This is a genomic window from Gilvimarinus sp. F26214L, assembly GCF_054401055.1.
In genome coordinates this window covers 76598-99555 of record NZ_JBTIYG010000002.1, presented here as the reverse complement: position 1 = coordinate 99555, position 22958 = coordinate 76598, and the positions used below count along the sequence as shown (strand labels likewise).

At 60.2% G+C, this 22958-nt stretch carries 20 protein-coding genes; 11 read left to right on the top strand and 9 right to left on the bottom strand.

The features are described 5' to 3' along the window. Positions 1-103: 103 nt before the first annotated feature. Positions 104-808 (top strand): hypothetical protein, encoded by a 705-nt coding sequence (locus ACURWW_RS02680; RefSeq protein ID WP_445615479.1) that lies wholly within the window; start codon positions 104-106, stop codon positions 806-808. 45 nt (positions 809-853) lie between these two features. On the opposite strand, the gene ACURWW_RS02675 is transcribed toward ACURWW_RS02680, so the two are convergent. Together ACURWW_RS02675 and prlC are read right to left on the bottom strand one after the other, a co-directional pair. Next, positions 854-1111, bottom strand: coding sequence for a YheV family putative zinc ribbon protein (locus ACURWW_RS02675; RefSeq protein WP_445615478.1), 258 nt, complete (start codon positions 1109-1111; stop codon positions 854-856). Further along, entirely contained in the window at positions 1108-3204 is a 2097-nt protein-coding gene (prlC, locus tag ACURWW_RS02670) for an oligopeptidase A (protein WP_445615477.1), read from the bottom strand. The genes ACURWW_RS02675 and prlC overlap by 4 nt, the downstream gene beginning before the upstream one ends. A gap of 110 nt (positions 3205-3314) precedes the next feature. On the opposite strand from prlC, the gene ACURWW_RS02665 reads away from it, so the two are divergent. Then, positions 3315-3845: a gamma carbonic anhydrase family protein gene (locus ACURWW_RS02665; protein ID WP_445615476.1), complete on the top strand. Its 531-nt coding sequence runs from the start codon at positions 3315-3317 to the stop codon at positions 3843-3845. On the opposite strand, the gene aroE is transcribed toward ACURWW_RS02665, so the two are convergent. From aroE to ACURWW_RS02640, 5 genes are all read right to left on the bottom strand, one after another. Then, positions 3846-4694, bottom strand: a complete 849-nt coding sequence (gene aroE, locus ACURWW_RS02660; RefSeq protein ID WP_445615475.1) for a shikimate dehydrogenase — start codon at positions 4692-4694, stop codon at positions 3846-3848. A gap of 11 nt (positions 4695-4705) precedes the next feature. Continuing rightward, positions 4706-5620: an oxygen-dependent coproporphyrinogen oxidase gene (gene hemF / locus ACURWW_RS02655; protein ID WP_445615474.1), complete on the bottom strand. Its 915-nt coding sequence runs from the start codon at positions 5618-5620 to the stop codon at positions 4706-4708. 160 nt (positions 5621-5780) lie between these two features. Beyond that, entirely contained in the window at positions 5781-6344 is a 564-nt protein-coding gene (locus ACURWW_RS02650) for an L-threonylcarbamoyladenylate synthase (RefSeq protein WP_445615473.1), read from the bottom strand. Between the two features lie 176 nt (positions 6345-6520). Then, positions 6521-7675, bottom strand: a complete 1155-nt coding sequence (gene dprA, locus ACURWW_RS02645) for a DNA-processing protein DprA (RefSeq protein ID WP_445615472.1) — start codon at positions 7673-7675, stop codon at positions 6521-6523. Between the two features lie 66 nt (positions 7676-7741). Then, positions 7742-8791 (bottom strand): LysM peptidoglycan-binding domain-containing protein, encoded by a 1050-nt coding sequence (locus ACURWW_RS02640; RefSeq protein WP_445615471.1) that lies wholly within the window; start codon positions 8789-8791, stop codon positions 7742-7744. A gap of 223 nt (positions 8792-9014) precedes the next feature. On the opposite strand from ACURWW_RS02640, the gene def reads away from it, so the two are divergent. The 5 genes from def to ACURWW_RS02615 all read left to right on the top strand — a co-directional run bounded on the left by def (position 9015) and on the right by ACURWW_RS02615 (position 14802). Further along, the gene (def, locus tag ACURWW_RS02635) at positions 9015-9521 is read left to right on the top strand and encodes a peptide deformylase (protein ID WP_445615470.1); all 507 of its coding nucleotides are present in this window, start codon (positions 9015-9017) and stop codon (positions 9519-9521) included. Positions 9522-9620: 99 nt separating this feature from the next. Beyond that, positions 9621-10577: a methionyl-tRNA formyltransferase gene (gene fmt, locus ACURWW_RS02630; protein ID WP_445615469.1), complete on the top strand. Its 957-nt coding sequence runs from the start codon at positions 9621-9623 to the stop codon at positions 10575-10577. Further along, positions 10574-11866 carry a 16S rRNA (cytosine(967)-C(5))-methyltransferase RsmB gene (gene rsmB / locus ACURWW_RS02625; RefSeq protein ID WP_445615468.1) on the top strand — a complete coding sequence of 431 codons (1293 nt, stop codon included), beginning with the start codon at positions 10574-10576 and terminating at the stop codon, positions 11864-11866. The genes fmt and rsmB overlap by 4 nt, the downstream gene beginning before the upstream one ends. 99 nt (positions 11867-11965) lie before the next feature. Continuing rightward, positions 11966-13351: a Trk system potassium transporter TrkA gene (gene trkA, locus ACURWW_RS02620; RefSeq protein WP_445615467.1), complete on the top strand. Its 1386-nt coding sequence runs from the start codon at positions 11966-11968 to the stop codon at positions 13349-13351. 2 nt (positions 13352-13353) lie between these two features. Then, on the top strand, positions 13354-14802 hold the full coding sequence (locus ACURWW_RS02615) for a TrkH family potassium uptake protein (protein ID WP_445615466.1): 1449 nt from the start codon (positions 13354-13356) through the stop codon (positions 14800-14802). A gap of 32 nt (positions 14803-14834) precedes the next feature. On the opposite strand, the gene ACURWW_RS02610 is transcribed toward ACURWW_RS02615, so the two are convergent. Next, positions 14835-15740: a lysophospholipid acyltransferase family protein gene (locus ACURWW_RS02610; RefSeq protein ID WP_445615465.1), complete on the bottom strand. Its 906-nt coding sequence runs from the start codon at positions 15738-15740 to the stop codon at positions 14835-14837. Positions 15741-15912: 172 nt separating this feature from the next. On the opposite strand from ACURWW_RS02610, the gene glyQ reads away from it, so the two are divergent. From glyQ to ACURWW_RS02590, 4 genes are all read left to right on the top strand, one after another. Beyond that, positions 15913-16866 carry a glycine--tRNA ligase subunit alpha gene (gene glyQ / locus ACURWW_RS02605; protein WP_445615464.1) on the top strand — a complete coding sequence of 318 codons (954 nt, stop codon included), beginning with the start codon at positions 15913-15915 and terminating at the stop codon, positions 16864-16866. Next, a complete protein-coding gene (glyS, locus tag ACURWW_RS02600; RefSeq protein WP_445615463.1) occupies positions 16866-18938 on the top strand; it encodes a glycine--tRNA ligase subunit beta in 2073 nt (690 codons plus the stop codon). Before glyQ ends, glyS begins: the two co-directional genes overlap by 1 nt. 131 nt (positions 18939-19069) lie before the next feature. Then, the gene (gene gmhB, locus ACURWW_RS02595) at positions 19070-19621 is read left to right on the top strand and encodes a D-glycero-beta-D-manno-heptose 1,7-bisphosphate 7-phosphatase (RefSeq protein ID WP_445615462.1); all 552 of its coding nucleotides are present in this window, start codon (positions 19070-19072) and stop codon (positions 19619-19621) included. Then, positions 19621-20349 (top strand): lysophospholipid acyltransferase family protein, encoded by a 729-nt coding sequence (locus tag ACURWW_RS02590; protein WP_445615461.1) that lies wholly within the window; start codon positions 19621-19623, stop codon positions 20347-20349. Before gmhB ends, ACURWW_RS02590 begins: the two co-directional genes overlap by 1 nt. A gap of 189 nt (positions 20350-20538) precedes the next feature. Here the strand turns inward: ACURWW_RS02590 and gyrB are convergent, their stop codons facing one another. Further along, complete coding sequence (gene gyrB, locus ACURWW_RS02585; protein WP_445615460.1) at positions 20539-22956, bottom strand: DNA topoisomerase (ATP-hydrolyzing) subunit B; 2418 nt, start codon at positions 22954-22956, stop codon at positions 20539-20541. Between the last annotated feature and the right edge of the window lie 2 nt (positions 22957-22958).

The window sequence follows — 22958 nt, the reverse complement described above, 5'->3', positions numbered from 1 at the left end:
TTCGGCGTCGTTTTCTTGTTTTTGCAGAGCTTTGGTTTATGTTTAGGTGACGGACTCGGGGCACTTGCCGCCCAGGCGGTGGGCCCAGAAACTATGGATCACTATGAGCTTTGCAGATACCAGTCAGATACGGGATATCATCAAAGGCAACACCCGCGAGGATGCCCAACTCGCGGATCTCAAACAGATGATCGGTGCCAGCATCCCCCGTCTCCACGCGGCCATTCAGCTTCCCGCGCGCAACGCCGGAGCTGCGCTCGCCGACTTCGTGTTCCGCTACATTCATCACGCCCCGAATTTCATCGATGCACTGCGCGGACTCAGCCAGGAGGCCGGAATAGGCGAGTACGCGGAAGTGTTCCTGCAGATTGCGGAAAGTTTCTTCCTGGATCCGCCCCGGGAGATCGGCCCCCGGACCGACCTTCAGGGGCTTATTTATCAATCCTACCTGTGTCACCGCCTGATTGAGGAAGTTACGGACCGTGTCGTGGGGCGCTGCGGTATTCCCCTCGCCCCGATGAACATGACCCGGGCTAACCTCATCGTTCACCAACTGATCGGCGAGCCCTTCGCCAACGACCTGGATTTCGTGGTGCACTACACCACGGAGCAGCATCTGGACAAGGAGGCACTGCTTGACAACGATACGCTGCAACGCTACGTGCGGGATCGAGAGTCCCGGGGCTGGAGTTCCGAGCTGGACCGCTGGCCCTGCCTCGCGGCGGACCTGGCCATCGGGCTGGCCCTGCCCGGTGCCGAGGGAGCCGGGGTCCCGCAGACAGCACCAGCCCAGGCTGTCTTGCACTGAACTGGCGGAATTGCCAGCGGAGTTGGAGCAAGTTTCTGGCAGATTTTACTTGGCGGGTTCCGGGTCGAGAATTCGCACCACTTGTATGTCCGCTTCCGGCTCGGGGTCGGGCCGATTGACGCGGGTGGGCAGCTCTTTCTGAGGTTGATCGAATCGGGCTTGCTCCCTGAAATCACAGCTTACACACTCGCGATGCTCCCGCCCGTCGCGGCGGAACATTACGATCGTGTCCATCTCGTTACAGCGGGGGCAGACCGCACCGGCAATGAACCGGCGTTTGGTGTTGAGAGGAAGGTCGCTCACAAGGCTTGTTCTCCGTGCTCTTCGATGCCGGAATGACGCAAAAGAGCGTCCACCTGCGGCTCGCGCCCACGGAATTTTACAAACAGGTCCATGGCGTCTTCCGACCCCCCTTTTTCGAGAATATTGTGGAGAAAGCTCTGCGCGGTGGCGGAGTCGAAAATGCCGTGCTCTTCGAAGCTGGAGAACGCATCGCTGGACAGGACTTCCGCCCACTTGTAGCTGTAGTAACCAGCAGCGTAACCACCGGCAAAGATATGGGAAAAGCTGTTCTGAAACTTATTGTAGGACGGCGGGGGCATGACCGCCACCTCGCGGCGCACTTCATCCAGGAGGCTTTGGATATCCCGGGGCGCGTCAGGATCGTATTCCAGGTGCAGGCGGAAGTCGAACAGAGCGAATTCCAGTTGTCGCACCATCTGCATGGCCGTTTGAAAATTCTTGGCCTTGAGGAGCTTGTCGAGCAGGTCCCGCGGAAGCGCCTCGCCCGTCTGGTAATGGGATGATATCAATGGGATAACGCTTTCCTGCCAGCACCAGTTCTCAAGGAACTGACTGGGGAGCTCCACCGCATCCCAGGCCACGCCATTGATGCCACTCACCGCCGGGCAGTCGATCTGGGTCAACATGTGGTGCAAACCATGGCCGAATTCATGGAACAGGGTTGTGACCTCCGAGTGAGTGAGCAGCGATGGGCGATCGTCGGCGGGGGGTGTGAAATTGCAGGTGAGATAGGCCACGGGCAACTGGAGTTCGCCGTGGCTCTTGCGGCGCACCCGACATTCATCCATCCAGGCTCCACCGCGTTTGTTCTCCCTGGCGTAAAGGTCCAGATAAAAGCCGGCCAGCGGTGTTCCGTCCCGTGTGACTCGATAGAACCTTGCGTCCGGGTGCCAGGTTGTCACCTCCGGGTCCGGCACGATCCGCACGTTGAACAGGCGTCCAGCCACCTGGAAAAGCCCCTCCAACACCGTGTCCGCGGGGAAGAAGGGGCGAAGCTCCTCCTCGGACAGATCAAAAACCGCCTGGCGCCGCTTTTCGGAATAATAGGCGACGTCCCATGCGGCCAGTTCGTCCATGCCGAACTCCTGCCGCGCGAACTGTTTCAGCTCTGCCAGCTCTTGCTCTGCCGCTTTGCGTGAAGTTCGGGCAAGGCGCTGCAGGAAATTCAGAACCTCGTCGGTGCTGTCCGCCATCTTCGTAGCGAGTGACCGCTCGGCGTAGTTGGCAAAACCCAGCAACTGGGCGAGCTCATGGCGAAGAGCCAGTATTTCCTCCATAAGCGCCTGATTGTCCCACTCGGCAGGGTCCTTTCCATCCACGGCAAGCCCTTCGGCAGACGCCCGCGTCACGAACGCCTGATACACTTCTTCGCGCAAAGCGCGGTCATCGGCGTAAGTCATCACTGCAATATAGGCCGGTGCGTCCAGGGTTATCACGTAGCCCTCAAGCCCTCTTGATTTCGCGGCCTGGCGGGCGCCTTCCAGGGCGGTCTCCGGGAGGCCGCTCAAAGCGCCTGGGTCCGTCACTGTCTTGTACCAGCCCTGAGTGGCATCGAGCACGTTGTTCGCAAATCGGGTGGATAGTTCAGATAAGCGTTTTTTGATTTCTCCGTAACGCCGTTTTTCCTCGGCCGCCAGGGCGACTCCAGCCAGACGAAAATCCCGCAAGCTGTTGGTGACGGTTTTTTGTTGGGCGACGCTCAGGGATGAGAAGTCGGGCCGCGCAGCCAATGCTTCGAATGCGCGAAACAGTTGTTCGTTCTGCGCAAGCTCTGTGCTGTAAGCGGTCAGCTCCTGTTGCGCTTGCGCATAGGCCTGGCGCAACTCGGGCGAATTCATCACTGCATTCAGGTGACTTACTGGCGACCAGGCTTGGGACAGGCGGTCTTCGCGTTCTTCGAACGGAACGACCAGCTCCTCATAACTGGGCTGGTCGAGGCTGTTTAACTGCACCGCCAGTTCCTGGCGATTGGCCGCAAGGATCGTTTCAATCGCCGGTATCACATGCTCTGCCTTGATTCTGTCGAAAAGCGGCAGTTCCGACTCCGCCAGCAGGGGATTCGAATTGGCAATGTCTGGCCTGGAATTATTCACGCTTCAACGTCCTCGTCTGGTTCTCGGTCATAGTTTGGGGATCAAGTGGCGACGGAGCCTTGTGCTACACTGCCGCCTCTTCCCGATAGTCGTCAATCACGGAAATTTTCATGCAGAATATTCGCCCTTTTCGCGATTTTCACCCACAGCTTGGGGAGCGCGTTTATGTTGATCCGCTCGCCGCGGTGATTGGTGATGTAGAGCTTGGGCAGGACTCTTCCGTCTGGCCTGCCGCTGTTTTGCGCGGCGACGTTAATCACATCCGCATCGGCGAACGCACCAGCATACAGGATGGCAGTATCGGCCATGTTACCCACAAAAGTGAGTCATTGCCGGAAGGCTGGCCACTGATCATCGGTGACGATGTCACGGTTGGACACAAAGTTGTGCTCCATGGTTGCACCGTCGGCAATCGCGTGCTCGTGGGTATGGGCGCGATTGTGCTGGACGGCGCGGTGATCGAGGATGACGTCATGATCGGAGCCGGGACCCTGGTACCGCCCGGAAAAGTTCTGGAAAGGGGCTACCTCTACCTGGGCAGTCCCTGCAAGCAGGTTCGTCGGCTGAGCGAACCGGAGCTGCAACGCCTGCCCTATTCAGCCCGGCATTATGTGCGGCTGAAAAACGATTATCTCGCCTGATTAGTTGCGCAGTGCTTCGATGACCGGTTTGGTGTCGGGCATGACCCCCCGCCATAGGTTGAAGGACTCTGCGGCCTGTTCCACCAACATGCCGAGACCGTCCGCAAGTCGCGTCACTCCGTGCTCTCCGGCCCACCGCAAGAATGCTGTAGGTTCCGCCCCGTAGGCCATGTCATAGCAGGCGGTTTCCGGCCCGAGCTGAGCCGCAGTGAGAGGGGGCGCCTCGCCCCCGAGGCTCATGGAGGTACCGTTGATGATGAGGTCGAAACCTTCTCGCGGTATTGCATCGAGACCGCAGGACCGCACCGGACCGTGAGCTTCGAACAGATGAGCCAACTGGCGAGCCTTTTCCGCTGTGCGATTGGCAACAAGGATTTCTTTCGGACCCTGGTCAAGAAGCGGCCCCAACACTCCACGCACCGCACCACCGGCTCCCAGGATGAGGATACGTTTGTCTTTAAGTGGCCACTCCTGGTTGACCGTCAGATCCCGCACCAGCCCGCATCCGTCGGTGTTGTCACCGAGGATGGTCCGGTCCTGCTCAAGCTTGAGTGTATTGACAGCTCCGGCGAGCCGGGCGCGCGTTGTTAAGCGATCGGCAAACTGGAACGCGTTCTCTTTCAGCGGCAGGGTGATGTTCAGGCCGCTACCCCCGAGTTCGAAAAACTCGCGACACGCCTGCTCAAACCCGGCTGGTTGCACCTCCTGCTTGGTGTAGATCAGATCCTCGCCCGTTTGCCGTGCGAACATTCGATGGATGTCAGGGGACCGGGAATGGGCGATGGGGCTGCCGAATACCGCATAAAGATGGGGCTCCAGCATGAGATCCTTGTCCGGCTCTTTCGGCATGTGGTCCCCCATCAGTTGCTCACCCAGTCCTGGTGGGGCAGGAATTTCTCTGTGAGCTCGGCTTCCGGGCTCCCAGGCTCCGGGTGCCAGTCGTAGCTCCACTTCACGGTGGGAGGCAGGGACATCAGGATGGACTCGGTGCGGCCACCGCTTTGCAGACCGAAAAGGGTACCCCGGTCGTACACCAGATTGAATTCTACATAGCGTCCGCGCCGGTGGAGCTGGAAGGTCTTTTCCCGCTCTCCATAGGCCAGGTTCTTGCGCCGCTGAACGATCGGCTCGTAGGCTTCGATGTAACTGTCGCCCACAGCGCGCATCAGCGCGAAGCTGCGCTCGAAACTCAATTCGTTGAAGTCGTCAAAAAACAGGCCGCCAATCCCGCGCGCCTCGCCACGATGTTTGAGATAGAAGTAGTCGTCGCACCACTTTTTGAAGCGGGGGTAGTACTCGGTTCCGAAGGGCTCAAGCGCATCGCGGGCAGTCTCGTGCCAGGCACGGCAATCGTCTTCGTTGGCATAGTATGGAGTCAGGTCGTATCCGCCCCCGAACCACCATACCGGCTCCTGCCCTTCCCGCTCGGCAATGAAGAAGCGGACATTGGCGTGACTCGTAGGCACATAAGGGTTGTGTGGATGAATCACCAGCGACACCCCCATGGCCTCGAAACTGCGGCCCGCCAGCTCTGGACGGTGGGCAGTTGCGGAAGCCGGCATTTCCGCGCCGTAAACATGGGAGAAGTTCACGCCGCCCTTTTCAATCACCGAACCATCCGCAAGTACCCGCGAACGCCCGCCGCCCCCTCCTTCCCTGCTCCAGGTGTCCTCCACGAAATCCTGGGCTCCGTCCTCCTTTGCCAGGCGCTGGCATATGCGGTCCTGAAGCCCGAGCAGGTAGTCTTTTACCGCCTGTTTGTCGACGCGACTCATGATGGATACTCCTGAGTGAACTGAGCTCTATATATAGAAGGCGCTGATGCACCAACGGGGAATAAGTCGGCATTCTATCCCGGTCGGGGTCGGGTGCGGGCAACGATCGCGGGCCCCGTTTCACACCAGGGCGGCGGATGAAGAGGCCTTTGGGCCGATGTCAGTCGCGAAGGATCGCGCCAGTCATGAGGTCGCGGATTTGCGAAGGCTTGCCCGCCCTTCCCACGCGACCGGGAGCCACCGCGTCCAGTCGGGCTCCAAAGTAGCGGCGCACGGTCGCCCCGTCCCGCGCCTCGCGCCGCCCCGCCGGATTGGCGGATGTGGAGACGATGGGCCCTCCGAACGCGCGACACAGTCCGGCCACCAGGGGGTGAGCACTTACCCTCAATGCCACACTGGCGTGCTCTCCGCGGATCCAACAAGGGGCCCGGCCGTTGTCGGGGATCAACCAGGTCACCGGTCCGGGCCAGGATTTCTGGAGCTGGCGCAGTTGGTCAGCGCTTACTTTTGTCAGGTACGGGGCGAATTGTTCGACGGACGCGGCAACCAGAATCAGGCCCTTGTTCACAGCTCGACCCTTGAGTTCCAGGATCTTGAAGACCGCCTCTGCGTTGTCCGGATCGCACCCCAGGCCCCAGACGGCCTCGGTCGGATAGGCGATCACCTGACCCTCGCGGAGGCGCTGGGCCAGGCGCCGGATGCGCGGGTTCTTAGCCCAGTCCATCGTCGGCGTGGGTTGTTTCGGGCGTGCGATGAGAGCCCTCCGTAACATTCAGGTCGCAGGCCGATTCCGTGAGTACCGCTACAAACGGCTTCACAGTGGGAACGCCTGCCTGGTGGTTGCCAGGGTGGGTGGTTTCTGAGAAAAGCGCGCAAAGTTACCCCAGTTTTGCGACTGTCTCAAGAGCTGGTGGCGACAGAAGGACAGCGCGCATAGCCGCCCGGCGTCTGGGCCAGGCAGCCTTTCAGTTCCAACTCTGTAAGCAGCGATAACAGTCGTCCCGGCTCCATCCCGGTGCGCTGCACCAGGTCGTCCAGCGCACAATCCTCATAACTCAGTGCCTGCAGGATATGTTGTTCCTCGGCGCTGACCGGTTGGGCCATTATTCCCAGCAAGTCCGGCTGGGCCTCGGCCCATTTGAAGGCGAGCATTCCCTGCAACGGTTCTTTCAGGTCGTCGATCTGTTCGACCAGGGTGGCTCCCTCACGCAGCAGAGCGTGGCAGCCGCGACTCATCGGGTTGTGGATGGAGCCGGGAATGGCAAAAACCTCCCGCCCCTGCTGCATTGCATAACGAGCGGTGATCAGCGAACCGCTCCTGACTGCCGCTTCCACCACCAGGACGCCCAGGCTCATGCCGCTGATGATGCGATTGCGGCGGGGGAAGTGATCGGCGTTCGGCCCGGTGCCAAGCGGGAATTCGCTGACTATGCTGCCCCCATTCTCCAGGATATCGTTCCAGAGACCGCGATGCCGACGGGGGTAGACGGTATCGATGCCGGTGCCAAGAACGGCGATCGTTGCTGCGCTCGCCGCCAGCGCCCCTTTGTGCGCCGCACCGTCCACACCAAGCGCCAGCCCGCTGGTGATGGCAAACCCCGCGCGGGCGAGGCCTCGGGCGAAGTCAAAGGCGTTGGTCAATCCGCCGGGGCTGGGGTTGCGACTGCCCACCAGTGCGAGTTGGGGAAGCGCGAGGTTGGCGAGCGAGCCACGTACGTAGAGAAGCGGGGGCCGCTGAGGAATGGTCTTGAGGAGCTCGGGGTAGGCGGCGTGGTCGGCGGAAATAAGGTGCACCCGGTTTTCCGCCAACCATTCCAGATCCCGCTCAGCTTGCCGCGCTGCGGGATGGGTATCGGGCCGGTCCTGGTAGCCGGTCAGAATCCTGCAGGTGGGTTCGTCCAGAATAGCGGAAAGGTGCGCTGGCGGCGCGTGAAGTGCCGCGTGCGCGCTGCCAAAGCGGGCGCGCAGCTTCCAGTAGCGGGCCGGGCCCAGTTCCGCGAGACGGCTGAGGATGAGATTGGCGCGCTGCTCCTGCAACGCAGATCCACTGTCCATGTGTTGTGTACCCGGTAAAGGTTTCAGGGCGCGGAAACATCCCGGTCCGCGCCCCGGTTAAAACGGTCAGGGGTTGCGAACGATGTCCATGGTCGCCAGAGGCAACTCGGCTTCCAGAACCAGGCCGAAACTCAGCTTCTCGAAGCTGCGGAATACCATCAGCAGGCCCGCGCGCTCCTCCGGCAGTTTCACCAGTTCGTTGGTGATGGGGTCCCGGGTCAGGGCCCCCTTCTTGTAAACCGCCAGAACGTTGCCGGGCTGAAGCCCCTCTCGAACGCCCCGGTTGAGAATGACCACGTCCATCTTGCCCACCTGGGAGACGCCCTCCTCGACCGCGAGGATAACCCCTTCCACATCCCCTTCCGGCGGCGATGGCATGAAGCTGGAGTCGATGGGGCGCTCCTCATGGGGAAGCAGCCGATCCTTGACGCGGATTTCCTGGGTGGTGCGGGTTACCGCTGTGGTTCCAATATCACCGTCGACGGCGCGGACCCGAACGGTACCGATGTCCTGAGCCTGAATCCCGAGCACCTCGTCGGTGAAGGGGTCGATGTAGACGTCCCCACGCCGGTAGACGCCGTAGTTGGGAACCCCTTCCTCGAAATCTCCCCGTGCGTAGAGGAAGTCCCCGGCTCCTACAATCAGCCGGTCCCGGCCTCCCGCGATAACGTAGGGCGCAGCGTCCAGCTCTTCGTTGGTCACGATGCGACTGTCAGACAGAAAGGTATCAATGGCGTCCAGGGGAATGGACGGAATGGCGTCCGCCAGAGGAGTAACGCGCACCGAGGGACTCAGCTTCACTGTTCCCGGCTGGACCTTGTAGGTGCGGGATTCGTCCCCACGTTCCACTATCAGGCGCGGCTGTCCGTCCACGTACACGAGGCTGATCACGTCCCCGGGGTAGATCAGATGCGGGTTGGAAATCTGGGGGTTCACATGCCAGATCTCAGGCCACATCCAGGGGTTTTCCAGAAACCGGCCCGAGATGTCCCAGAGAGTATCCCCTTTCACGACCGTGTACCGGGTCGGGTGGTCGTCGCGAAGAATTGCCTCCTGGCCCCATGCGGAGGCGGCGATCATGGACAGGGCCATAATCGTGATGAAGATTTTTTTCATAAAAACCGGTCCTGTTCGAGTCGGCTCGCCGCCTGCTTTGGCGTTATACTACTGTGGCAAGTCGAATATGGCCCCGTTGTTGTTGTCACAGGTGTTGCTTTCGCCGCCTTTTCGTCGGGGGAAGAATAGTGCATACGTGGCATAAATGCAGGGCGATCATCATGTTAGCAGCGGATATTGCCTTTTTACTAGAGCTTTATCACAAAGGGTTTTATTTAGGTCAATGGCACAGTTAGAGATTCTCGAGTTTCCGGACCCCCGCCTGCGCACTCAGGCGAAGCCGGTGGAACAGGTGGACGATCGTATTCGCAAGCTGGTGGCGGACATGTTCGATACCATGTACGCGGCGCCGGGGATCGGCCTGGCTGCGACTCAGGTCAATGTCCACGAGCAAGTGGTGGTCATGGATATCAGCGAAGACCGCTCCCAGCCACTGGTATTCATTAATCCGGAAATCACTGTTCTGGACCAGGAAGTCGCCGACTACGAAGAGGGCTGCCTGTCCGTGCCCGGCTATTCAGAAGCCGTCGCGCGCCCCACCCATATCCAGGTGAAGGCGCTGAACGAGAAAGGCGAGGCTTTTGAACTGCAACCCACCGACCTGCTCGCCGTGTGCATTCAGCACGAGGTGGATCACCTCAAGGGCAAGCTCTTTGTCGATTACCTCTCCCCGCTGAAGCGTCAACGCATCCGCAGCAAGCTGGAGAAGGAACAGCGGGTCCGCGCCTGAGTTTCAGTCCTCCATCGGGCCGGTCGCCGGCCCGTCGGGCAACGGGCTGACCTCCCTGCAATCTCACCAACCAATACACCAACCGAAAGGAGCACACGCGTGCGCGTTGTCTTTGCGGGGACGCCCGATTTTGCCGCCGAATACCTTGCCGCCCTGCTGGATACCGAACACGAGGTGGTGGCGGTCTATACCCAACCAGACCGCCCCGCTGGCCGTGGCAAGAAGTTGAGCCCGAGCCCGGTCAAGGCCCTCGCTCTGGATCATGGTGTTCCCGTCTATCAGCCGGCCACGTTGCGCGACGCCGCGGCCCAGCGCGAGCTGGGGGAGCTCAGCCCCGACGTGATGGTGGTGGTGGCCTACGGCCTCATTCTTCCGCAAGCGGTGCTGGACCTTCCCCGCTACGGTTGTCTGAATGTGCACGCCTCGCTTCTGCCCCGCTGGCGGGGCGCAGCGCCTATCCAGCGGGCCATTGAAGCGGGCGACCGGGAAACCGGCATAACAATCATGCAAATGGACGCGGGACTGGACACGGGGGCAATGCTCGCCGTGGCCCGTTGCCCTATTGAGGAGAATGACACGGCGGGCAGTCTGTTCCAGAAGTTGGCCGCCTTGGGCAGGGATCCTTTGCTGAGTGTGCTGCGAGCCCTTCCCGACGGAACCCTGGTACCCACGGCTCAGGACGACAGTCTGGCCACCTACGCCAAGAAAATTGACAAGACGGAAGCAGCTGTTGACTGGCGGGACGACGCTGCGCTGATTGACCGCAAGGTGCGGGCATTCAATCCCTTTCCCGCGGCCCACACCCAGCTTGGCGGGCAGCGGGTCAAGATCTACGGCGGGCACCCCGTGGACCGGGCAGCCGCCGCCGAAAAAGTCGAAGGCGTCGAGCCCGGTACCATCCTGAGGGCAGACGCTTGCGGGATCGAGGTTCAATGCGGGGACGGAGCGTTCTGCATCGAGCACTTGCAGCTTCCGGGCAAACGCTCCATGAGCGCGAAAGATGTGTTGCTGGGCAATCGGGATCTGCTCGCCCCCGATGAGCGGTTCGGGCGATGATCACCCGCAGTACTGCCGCCGAGGTGATTGCACAGCTACTCAAGGGCAAGGGCTCTTTGTCCACCCTGCTGCCGCAAGCCATCGGCAAGGTTCAGGAGCGGGACCGGGCTCTGCTGCAGGAACTGTGTTTCGGCACCTGCCGCTGGCAACCACGGTTGCACTGTCTGGTTGAGGCACTGTTGGACAAGCCTCTGCGCAACAAGGATATGGATGTTCAGGCCCTGCTGCTGCTGGGCCTTTATCAGCTTGCCTATATGCGAATCCCGGATCACGCGGCCATCAGCAGCACGGTCGCTGCAGCCCAGCGCCTTAAAAAACGCTGGGCCAAGGGCCTGATCAACGGTGTGCTCCGGCGCTACCAGCGAGAGGCGGACCACCTCAATGAGAAACTTCAGGGTCGTCCGCAGTTCCGGCTTGCCCACCCGGGCTGGCTGATTCAAGACATTGAATCCGCATGGCCTGATCAGGCTCAGGCCATCTTCACCGCCAACAACAGCCACCCACCCTTTACCTTGCGCATCAATCGTTGCCAATTCCAGCGCGACAAATATCTGGCCCTGCTGCGGGAGCGCGGTTTGGAAGCCGCTCCCACCCCCTTCAGCGAGGATGGAATCACCCTGACGAAAGCGTCGAGCGTTGAAAGTCTCCCCTTTTTTTCCGAAGGCGCCGTGAGTGTTCAGGACGAGGCTGCCCAACTGAGCGCGGAACTGCTTGACCTGGACGGCGCGGACCGGATTCTGGACGCGTGCTGTGCTCCGGGAGGCAAAACCGCCCATATGGCCGAGCGCTTGAGCAAGGGTCATGTCCTTGGCCTGGACGTGAGCGAACCCAGGCTTGCTCGCACCCGGGAGAACCTCGACCGTCTCAAGCTCGAAGCCGACCTCCGCGTGGGCGACGCCTCGCGGCGGGATTGGTGGGACGGCACCGCGTTCGACCGTATTCTGGTGGATGCACCCTGCTCCGCGACGGGTGTCATCCGTCGCCACCCGGATATCAAACTGCTCCGGACCCGGGAGGAGGTAGCCCGGCTTCAGGCGACTCAGCGCGCCATTCTGAACAACCTGTGGGAGATGCTCGCGCCCGGGGGCCTCCTTGTGTATGCCACCTGTTCCATTCTCCCGCGGGAAAACAGCGAACTCGTGGGTGCTTTTGTCGCCGCCACCCCGGATGCGGTGCAGGTGGAGATCGACTCGGATTGGGGCGTCGCCCAGCCCTATGGCCGGCAGTTGTTCCCGCAGCCCGGCGGCCATGACGGATTCTTTTACGCGAAGCTGGTAAAAAGCGGCTGAATACAGCCCGAATCAGGAAGGTCCCAGTCGTTAGTGCGCGCATTTTACGGATGAGGTGGGTAGAATCGCGCCAAAGTCGCAGTGGTTGGATTCTCTTCCATGAAGATCATCATTTTGGGTGCCGGGCAGGTGGGTGGAACCCTCGCCCAGAACCTCGCCATCGAAGACAACGACATCACGGTGGTGGACGCCAGCGAAACCAAGCTGCAGAGTTTGCGCGATCGTATCGACATCGGCGTGGTGGTCGGTTCCGGCTCCCACCCGGAAGTGCTCATCGACGCAGGTGTTCGCGATGCCGACATGCTGATCGCCGTCACCAATGATGACGAAACCAACATGATCGCCTGCCAGGTAGCCTACAGCCTGTTCCGGACTCCCACCAAGATTGCCCGCATTCGCGCCCAGGCCTATCTGGACAAGCCGGAGCTGTTCAGCAACACCGCCATTCCCATCGATGTCCTGATCAGCCCCGAGCAACTGGTCTCCGATTACATCTTCCGCCTGATCGAGCAACCCGGCGCATTGCAGGTGCTGGACTTTGCCAACGGGCTGGTGCAACTGGTGGCGGTAAAGGCCTATTACGGCGGCCCGCTGGTGGGCCAGGAGCTGCGCTTTCTTCGCCAGCATATGCCCGCGGTGGACACGCGGGTCGCCGCCATTTTCCGGCGCGACCACCCCATAACGCCCACGGGATCGACTGTCATTGAAGCGGACGATGAGGTTTTCTTCATTGCCGCCAAGGCCGACATCCGGGCGGTCATGAGCGAGCTGCGCAGGCTGGAGTCTCCATACAAGCGCATCACCATCGCCGGGGGCGGCAACATCGGCCTTCGGCTCACTCGGCAGTTGGAGTCGCGCTATTCGGTGCGGCTGATCGAGCGGGATGCGGAACGTTGCGTACAACTGTCAGAGCACCTGCAGCGCACCATCGTGCTCAAGGGCAGCGCCTCGGACCAGGATCTGCTGCTGGAAGAAAACATCGAGGATACGGATGTTTTTCTCGCGCTCACCAACGACGACGAGGCCAATATCATGTCCTCCATGCTGGCAAAGCGTCTGGGCGCCCGCAAGGTGATGACCCTGATCAACAATGCGGCCTACGTGGACCTGGTGCAGGGGGGCGAAATCGACATCGCCATTTCACCGCAACTGACCACCATTGGCAGCCTGCTGACCCATGTACGTCGTGGCGATATGGTCAATGTGCATTCTCTGCGGCGAGGCGCTGCCGAGGCCATTGAAATCATCGCCCACGGCGATTCAAGAACCTCCAAGGTAGTAGGCAAAGCGATCGAGGACATACAGCTTCCTCCGGGAGCCAACATCGGAGCGATCGTTCGTGAGCGCAATGGCAAACGCAAGGTAATGATTGCTCATGACGACATTGTGGTTGAAACAGGAGACCATGTGATTCTTTTCCTGGTGGACAAAAAATTCACCCGGGACATCGAGCAGCTGTTCCAGGTTGGCTTCAGCTTTTTCTGATTATGCACGCTGCCGTTATCTCCCGCGTCCTGGGTATTCTTCTGATGGGTTACAGCCTGGTGCTGATCCCGCCCGCCATTCTTTCACTTGTGTTTCAGGACGGGAGCCATCTCGCCTTTCTGATTTCTTTTGTGATTACTCTCTCGGCCGGTGTGTTGTTGTGGACACTTGCCCGCGGTAAGCACGAAGAGCTGCGCACCCGCGACGGGTTTGTGGTAACCGCACTGTTCTGGACGGTTCTCGGCCTGTTTGGGTCGCTGCCCTTTCTGTTCTCCGAGTTCCCCAAGCTGAGCGTGACGGATGCGGTCTTTGAAGCCATTTCGGGGCTGACCACCACCGGAGCCACGGTGATTACCGGTCTTGATTACCTGCCCAAATCCATTCTGTTGTACCGGCAGTTGCTGCAATGGCTGGGGGGAATCGGGATCATTGTTGTGGCCATTGCCATCTTGCCCATGCTGGGTATCGGGGGCATGCAGCTATACCGCGCGGAGATTCCCGGTCCAGTGAAGGACACCAAGCTGACACCCCGGATCACGGAAACGGCGAAAGCTTTGATGCTGGTCTACACGGGTCTTACCATCGTATGCGTGCTGGCCTACTGGTTCGCGGGAATGACTTTTTTCGACGCGGTTGCACACGCTTTTTCCACGGTTGCGATTGGCGGGTTCTCCACCCACGACACCAGCATGGCCTACTTCGACAATCCCGCGATTGTGTGGCTTGCCATTCTTTTCATGTTCGTCGCGGGCATCAACTTCGCCCTGCACTTTTTTGCCTGGCATTCACGCAGCATCAAGCAATACCTGCTCGATCCGGAGTTTCGGTTCTATGCGATCTGCATCTTGCTGGGGGTTGCCATAACCGTCAGTTATCTGATCCACACCGGCACATACAGCCCGGGTGAAAGCCTCACCCATGGCGCCTTTCAGCTCGTAGCCATTGTGACCACCACTGGCTACTCCACTGCGGATTTCAGTCAGTGGCCAACCTTCCTTCCGTTCATGATTTTCATGGGGGCGTTCATGGGCGGTTGTTCCATGTCGACCGCCGGCGGGATGAAAGTAATACGGGTACTGCTCGTTTCCAAACAGGGTTTGCGCGAGATTCACCGGCTCATCCATCCGAACGCAGTGATCCCGATCAAGGTGGGCAAGAAGACCGTTCCCGATCGAGTGGTCGACGCAGTGTGGGGTTTTTTTGCAGTCTACGTTTTTGCGTTCGTGACCATCTTCCTGTTACTGATGGCTACCGGCCTGGACTTCCTGACCGCAATTTCCGCGGTGGGATCGTGCATCAACAATCTCGGGCCGGGAATGGGAGACGTGGCAGAGAACTACAGCAGCATCAACGACACGGCAAAATGGATTCTGATGTTCGCCATGCTGTTGGGTCGCCTGGAAGTGTTTACGCTTCTGGTGTTGTTCACGCCCATGTTCTGGCGGCGCTGATAGTGCAGAGTTGAAATTGCCGGGCCGCCGGCTCAATCGGCGCCTTTGAAGCGCTTGTACTCCCACTGATATTGCTCGGGCGCCTCGCGCACGCAGGTTTCCACACTGCGGTTGAGCGCGTCCAGGCTTTCGGCCATGTCGTCGGCCTTCAAACCCGGTTGTGCCTCCCGAACCACCAGCCGAAAGCCCTCGGGGACCCGTTTGGCATAGATCATCAGCACATCACATTTAGTTCGCTGCACAAGCTTGTAAACAAGGGTCATGGTCAAAGCGTTGTGCCCGAAGAACGGGGCCAGCTCGCCGCCGCCTGCATCGGGCACCTGGTCCGGGAGAATGGACACCACCTCCCCGGCCTGCAGAGCTTTCAGCACCCGGCTGACACCCTGGCGATTGGCCGGTGCCAGTTTGATTCCGTCCTTGCTGCGGCCCTCGATCATGAGCTTGTCCACCGCTTCCATACCCGTGGGCTGATACATGAAGCTGACCGCCGCAAGCCGACGCGGGATCACAGGACCCATGAACTCCCAGTTGCCCAGGTGGGGCGCCAGCAGCAGTAGCCCGCGACCACTGGCCTGCTGTTCCTCGATCAGCTCGAAGCCCTCGACGCTGACCAGGTACCGCTCGAGCCGGCTGAAAGGTTGCGCCCAGATAACCGGAGCTTCCGTTGCCGTCATCGCTGTATGGATCAGGCTTTCCCGCACCAGAGCCTCCCGTTGGTCGGGGGTCAGTTCGGGAAAGCAGCGTTGCAGGTTTTGCCGGCTTACATCCACACTGCGGCCTCCCACTTTATAGGTGATGCGGCCGATCAGGCGGCCCAGGCGGCGCGCGGCCGGGATCGACAGACGCCCCACGCTACGAATGGCGAGGCTCCCGATCGCGGGCCGCAGGCGGCGGGTGGTTCGCTTGAGTTGGCGCTTGCGGGGGCGGCTGACTGGCATGTGGAGTTCGCGATCAGATTCACAAGGTGGGCACAGAGCGGCGCAGCTTACCCAAATTTTTGCTGGAGGGAAGCCACAGCGAAGCGCGGAGCATATCAAACGACCGGTCGGACCGGTATAATTGCGGGCTTTTTCCAGTTATTTGTTCCAATCGCACACAGGGGCGAGTCGAGTGTCGGACAGCAAAGCGAACGATCTTTCTACGTTTCAGGGCTTGATCGGAGCCCTGCAGGACTACTGGGCAGCCCAGGGCTGCGTCATTCTCCAGCCCCTGGATATGCCTGTGGGCGCGGGCACTTTTCACCCGTCCACATTTCTGCGTGCCATCGGCCCGGAGACCTGGAACACGGCTTACGTTCAACCCTGCCGCCGCCCCACCGATGGACGCTATGGCGAGAACCCCAACCGGCTCCAGCATTATTACCAGTTTCAAGTCATCCTCAAGCCTTCGCCGGACAACATTCAGGAGCTCTATCTGGACTCCCTGCGCATGCTTGGCTTTGACCCACTCACTCACGACATCCGCTTCGTGGAGGACAACTGGGAATCTCCCACACTCGGCGCCTGGGGGCTCGGCTGGGAGGTCTGGCTCAATGGCATGGAAGTGACGCAGTTTACCTATTTTCAGCAAGTGGGCGGTCTCGAATGCTATCCGGTCAGCGGCGAAATCACCTACGGACTCGAACGCCTGGCCATGTACATCCAGGGCGTAAATTCGATCTTCGACCTGGTGTGGACGCGCGGCCCGGACGGTACGCCGGTCACCTATGGCGACGTTTTCCACCAGAACGAAGTTGAGATGTCCGCCTTCAATTTCAACGAAGCGAAAGTGGAATTTCTGTTTGAAACCTTTGACGTGTGCGAGGCGGAGAGCAAGCGGCTCGTGGAAAAAGGCCTCCCCCTGCCCGCTTATGAGATGGTGATGCAGGCCTCCCATGCCTTCAATTTATTGGATGCCCGCCACGCCATTTCCGTCACCGAGCGCCAGCGCTTCATTCTGCGGGTACGCACTCTGGCCCGGGCTGTAGCCCGGGCCTACTTCGATGCGCGTATGGGGCTCGGCTTTCCGCTGGCACCGCCGGCCCTGCGTGATGAAGTGTTGGCCGCCAATGGGGAGGATAAGTAATGCCGCTGGATTTTCTTGTTGAAGTCGGCACGGAAGAACTCCCGCCCACTGCGCTGAAAGGCCTGGCCCAGGCTTTCGGAGATGGCATTGAAGCGGAGCTCAGAAAACGTGAGTTCGCTTATGCCCAGGCTGGGGTCTTCGCCACCCCCCGCCGACTGGCGGTGCGGGTACGGCAGCTGGCCGAACAGGCGCCCGACAGAACCATTGAGCTGCTCGGCCCGCCCGTGGCTGCTGCCAAAGACAAGGGCGGCAACTGGAGCAAGGCGGCAGTCGGTTTCGCGAGCAAGAACGGCGTCAAGCCGGAGCAACTGACCGAGGCCGAATCCCCCAAGGGGCCCCGCCTCGCCTTTCGGGAAACCCGCAAGGGAGAGCAGGCCAGTGCCTGTGTCGCGGAGATTGTGGAGCGAGCTCTGGCTGCGCTGCCCATTCCCAAGCGGATGCGCTGGGGTGCAAGTCGCGCGGAGTTTGTTCGGCCCGTTCACTGGCTGCTGATGCTGTTGGGTGAACGTGTGGTGGACGCGGAGCTGTTCGGGCTGAAGGCCGGACGCCAGACCATGGGTCACCGCTTTCACAGCAAGGGCTGGATCGAGGTCCCGGACCCGCTCGCCTACGAATCGATTCTGGAAGATAAAGGCCGCGTGATCCCCGCCTTTGATCGGCGCCGGCAAATGATCCAGGAGCAGGTCGCGGCCGAGGCCGGTAAGCTCGATGCAGAGGTGGTGGTTGACCCGGAGTTGCTCGACGAGGTCACCGGGCTGGTGGAACTTCCGGTTGCGCTGACCGGTTCATTCGACAAAGCCTTTCTGGACGTGCCGGCAGAAGCACTGGTTTCATCCATGAAAGAGCATCAGAAGTATTTTCACGTGGTGAATGATGAAGGCGCCCTGCTCCCCAATTTCGTGTTTATTTCCAACATCGAAAGCCGGGACAGCGCCCAGGTGGTCGAAGGCAACGAACGGGTGATTCGTCCGCGCCTCAGTGATGCCGCCTTCTTTTTCGAGACGGACAAGAAGACCCGCCTGGAAGATCGCGTCGAGCCCCTGGGCAACATCGTCTTCCAGGAAAAGCTTGGCAGTTTGCTGGACAAAACCCGGCGAGTGAAAAAAGTCGCGGGCTTTATTGCGGAGCGCATCGGCTGCGATGCCGATCAGGCGGAGCGGGCCGCGTGGCTTGCGAAGGCGGATCTCGCTTCAGAGATGGTTCTGGAGTTTGATAATCTGCAAGGAATTGCCGGAAGCTATTACGCTCGCCACGACGGTGAGCCGGAACAGGTCGCCCAGGCCATTCGCGAACAGTACCTGCCCCGTTTTGCCGGGGATGATCTACCGGCGAGCCTGACCGGCTGCGCGCTTGCTCTGGCGGATCGACTGGACACGCTGGTGGGGATTTTTGGCATCGGTCAGCCACCCACCGGATCGAAGGACCCCTTTGCTTTGCGGCGCGCCAGTCTGGCGGTTCTGCGTATTCTGGTGGAAAAGCAATTGCCGCTGGACCTTGCGGAATTGCTGGAGAGCGCTCGCGATAATTTCGACGGGCTGCCCGCCAACGACAATGTGGTGAACGAAGTCCTCGGCTACATGATTGAACGCTTCCGGGCCTGGTATGAGGAAGCGGGTATTCCGGTGCAGGTTTTTCAGGCCGTAAGCGCGCGGAATATTACCGTGCCGCTCGACTTCGATTCACGGGTGAAAGCAGTGCACCGCTTCAGCCAACTGCCGGAAGCCCAGGCACTGGCAGCCGCCAACAAGCGGGTGTCCAATATTCTCGCCAAACAGGGGGGCGCGGCCGCCTCCAAGCTGGACACAGGCCTGCTGAAAGAAAATGCGGAACAGAAGCTGGCCCAGTCCCTCGCACAGAAGCAGGAAGAGACATTGCCGCTTTTCGCGGGGCAGAAGTACACCGAAGGGCTGGAATCACTCGCGAGCCTCAGGGAAGGTGTCGATGCGTTCTTCGATTCGGTCATGGTAATGACCGAGGACGAGGCGCTGCGCGGCAATCGTCTGGCCCTGCTGCAACAACTGCGCGACCTGTTTCTGCAGGTGGCGGATATCTCACAGCTCAGCAATGCCTGACCCGTTGCTGTTGCCGTGGCGGGCCGCTGCATAATGCGCATCACCGGCCCGCCAAGCTGAACGACCCGGCTCGCCAATCCACTGCCGCCGTGTGCCGGCTTTCTGGCTTACCTTTTTCTTCGGAACGCTTCATGTCCCTGGTAATCATCGATCGCGACGGTGTGATCAATTACGACTCTGACCACTATGTAAAATCGGCGGCCGAGTTTCAGCCGATTCCGGGCAGTCTCGAGGCCATCGCCAAACTGTCACAGGCGGGCTTTACCGTGGCGGTCGCAACCAACCAGAGCGGACTCGGGCGCGGCCTTTTCGAGCTGGAAGACCTGGAAGCAATGCACGAAAAGCTGACGATGCTGCTGCACGGGCTAGGGGGCGAACTGGGGGGGATTTTCTACTGTCCACATCTGCCCGATGACGACTGTGATTGTCGCAAGCCAAGGTCCGGATTGATTACCGCGATCGAGGCGGAGTTGGGAATGTCAGCACGCGGCGCGCCGCTGGTTGGCGACAGCCAGCGCGACCTGGAAGCGGCACTGAGCAAGGGCTGCGATCCTATTCTGGTCCGAACCGGAAAGGGTAGCAAAACACTTCGCAACATGCCTGAATCCCTTCGCCAGCGTGTGAAGATCCTTGATGATCTTTCCGCTGCGGCCGACTACATACTGGAGCACTATTCACCCTGATGCTTTTACTGCGCTCGGTCCTTTTTTATCTTGGCTATGGTTTCACCGGCATCCTGTTCGGGACATTGAGTCTGGTGCTCTGGCTCCTGCCCGTGAAATCGCGATTCCATGTGGTGCTGGTATGGAATCGCTTCGTGATCTGGTGGCTGCGGATAACCTGCGGAATTCGATTGAATCTGATCGACCACAACCGCGGCAGAATCAACGGGCCGCACGTGATCCTGTCCAAGCACCAGACCATCTGGGAAACTGTTTTCCTCCAGTATTATTTTCAGCCTTTGTGCACGATTCTCAAACGCTCTCTCCTGTTCCTGCCCTTTTTCGGCTGGGGGCTGGCAACCCTGAAACCCATTGCCATTGATCGCAGCTCTCCGATGCAGGCCTTGCGGCAGGTCAAACGGGAGGGGGCCAAACGCATTCGGGATGGGTTCAACCTCCTCGTCTTTCCCGAAGGCACCCGGACCGCTCCGGGAAAGGTCGGCCATTACGCGCGCAGCGGTGTTGATGTCGCCGCAACCGCCGGGGTCTCGGTGATTCCCGTAGCCCACAACGCCGGGGAGTGCTGGCCGGCCAAGACCTTTCTGAAATACCCGGGAACGATTACCGTGGTGATTGGCGAACCGATTGCCACCGGCGGGCGCGACAGCCGTGCTGTGATTGCCGAAGTGAAGGAATGGATTGAAGGTCAGATGGCGGAGATGGCACCAGGGAGAAGACAGGGTTCCTGACAGGCTGTTTTGACTATTCGGTCAGGTCCATCTTCCCTTCTCGCAGAACCCTTGAAGTAGCCCTCCGGCGCGAGATGCTCCGGGCGCGGCAAGTCGACTCGGACCTTTTGTCGCCGGCCCTGGCCCGGACGCCGGAGGGCACGCGACCGTCTGGTCGCCCCGCGAGCAGAGATCACAGCTACCCTTCTGTTAAACGTCCAGATTGGCGACCGCGAGCGCGTTGGTTTCGATGAAGTCGCGGCGCGGCTCCACGTGGTCGCCCATCAATGTCGTAAAAATCTGGTCCGCAGCAATGGCATCTTCAACGGTAACACGCAGCATACGACGGGTATTGGGGTCCATGGTGGTCTCCCAAAGCTGGTCGGGATTCATTTCTCCCAGGCCCTTGTAGCGCTGGACGCTGTAGCCCCGCCGGGATTCATGCATGAGCCAGCCAAGGGCCTCGGTGAACGAGGAAATGGTTGCCCGACGCTCCCCACGTTTAATGTACGCTCCCTCTTCCAGCAAGCCGTTCAGTGCGTCTCCCAGTTTCACGAAGGACTGATATTCGCCCGAGCTGAAGAAATCCTTGGTGATGCGGTAGGTGGTGGGAACCCCGTGGGCGACAATATCCACCTTGGGCAGGTAGAGATGCCGTTCCGAGTCTTCTTCAGCACTGACCACATAACGGTGGCTGCCTGTCTGGTTGTTGGCAACGAGGCGCGCCTGTAACTGCTGACACCAGCTCTCCATCTCGGACCGATCGCCCAGTTGCGCTTCGGTCAGGCCGGGCAGATAGATCATCTGGTCCATGACTTCCCGGGGGTAAAGCCGGGAGAGTCGCTCGATGGTGGCCATCACTGTGCGGTACTGGCTGACCAGCGCTTCCAGCGCCTCGCCGCTGATTCCGGGCGCATCAGGGCTCACGTGCAGGCTGGCGCCGTCCAGGGCGGACTGGGTCAGGAATCGCGTCAGGGCTTCCTCATCCTTCAGGTACTGCTCCTGCTTACCCTTGCTGATCTTGTATAGCGGCGGCTGTGCAATGAATACGTGGCCCCGTTCGACCAGTTCCCGCATTTGCCGGAAGAAGAAGGTCAGCAGCAAGGTACGGATGTGAGAGCCGTCCACGTCCGCGTCCGTCATGATGATAATGCTGTGATAACGCAGTTTGTCCGGATCGAACTCCTCACCGCCGATGCCGCAGCCCAGTGCGGTGATCAGGGTACCGACCTCCGCGGAGGACAGCATCTTGTCGAATCGGGCCTTTTCCACGTTCAGGATCTTGCCCTTGAGCGGGAGGATGGCTTGGGTCCTTCGATCACGCCCCTGCTTGGCCGATCCGCCCGCCGAATCACCCTCCACCAGGTAGATTTCGGAGAGAGCCGGGTCTTTTTCCTGGCAGTCGGCAAGTTTGCCGGGCAGCCCGGCAATGTCCAGTGCGCCCTTTCGTCGCGTCATTTCCCGCGCCTTGCGGGCGGCTTCGCGCGCCTTCGCAGCGTCGATCATTTTGCCGACGATGGCCTTGGCATCCTGGGGGTTTTCCAGCAGATAATCGTTGAAGGCCTTACCCATCTCCTGCTCAACAGCGGTTTTCACCTCGGAAGACACCAGCTTGTCTTTAGTCTGGGAGGAAAACTTGGGGTCCGGTACCTTCACGGAGATGATCGCCGTCAGGCCCTCACGGGCGTCATCGCCGGTGGTGTTGACCTTGTCCTTCTTCGTAACCGCCTCTTTTTCGATATAGCTGTTGAGGCTGCGGGTCAGTGCCGCCCGGAAGCCGGCCAGGTGGGTACCCCCGTCCCGCTGGGGGATGTTATTGGTGTAGCTGTAAATGTTCTCCTGGAAGCTGTCGTTCCACTGCAGGGCAACCTCCACAGCGATGCCGTCTTCCCGCTCGTGGTTGATGTGCATGACCTTGTTGATCGGGGTTTTGGCGTGGTTCAGGAACTCCACAAAGGCTTTGAGCCCGCCCTCGTACTGGTAAATCTCCTCCTTGCCGCTCCGTTCGTCTTTCAGAACGATACGAACGCCGGAATTCAGGAAGGAAAGCTCTCTCAGGCGCTTGGCCAGGTAGTCGAAATGGAAGGCGATGTTGGTGAAGGTTTCCCGAGATGGAACGAAGTGCACGGCGGTCCCGCTGGCGCTGGTCTCGCCGACGACGGCTAGCGGCGCCTGGGGTACACCGTGCTGGTAGACCTGCTCCCACACCTTGCCGCCGCGGCGGATCGTGAGTTTCAAATGCTCCGACAGTGCGTTAACCACCGAGACCCCGACGCCGTGAAGCCCCCCGGAAACCTTGTAGGTATTGTCGTCGAACTTACCGCCCGCGTGGAGTACGGTCATGATCACTTCCGCGGCGGAGACCCCCTCTTCGTGAACCTCGGTCGGAATACCCCGGCCGTTGTCTGATACGGAGACCGACTCATCTGGATGGATGATGACAGTAATTTCTGAGCAGTGGCCGGCCAGAGCCTCGTCAATGGAGTTGTCCACCAATTCGAAGACCATGTGGTGCAGGCCCGTGCCGTCATCGGTATCCCCGATGTACATGCCTGGTCGCTTGCGCACCGCGTCCAGGCCCTTCAGAACCTTGATGCTCGACGAATCGTAGGTGGTTTCACCCGTCATAG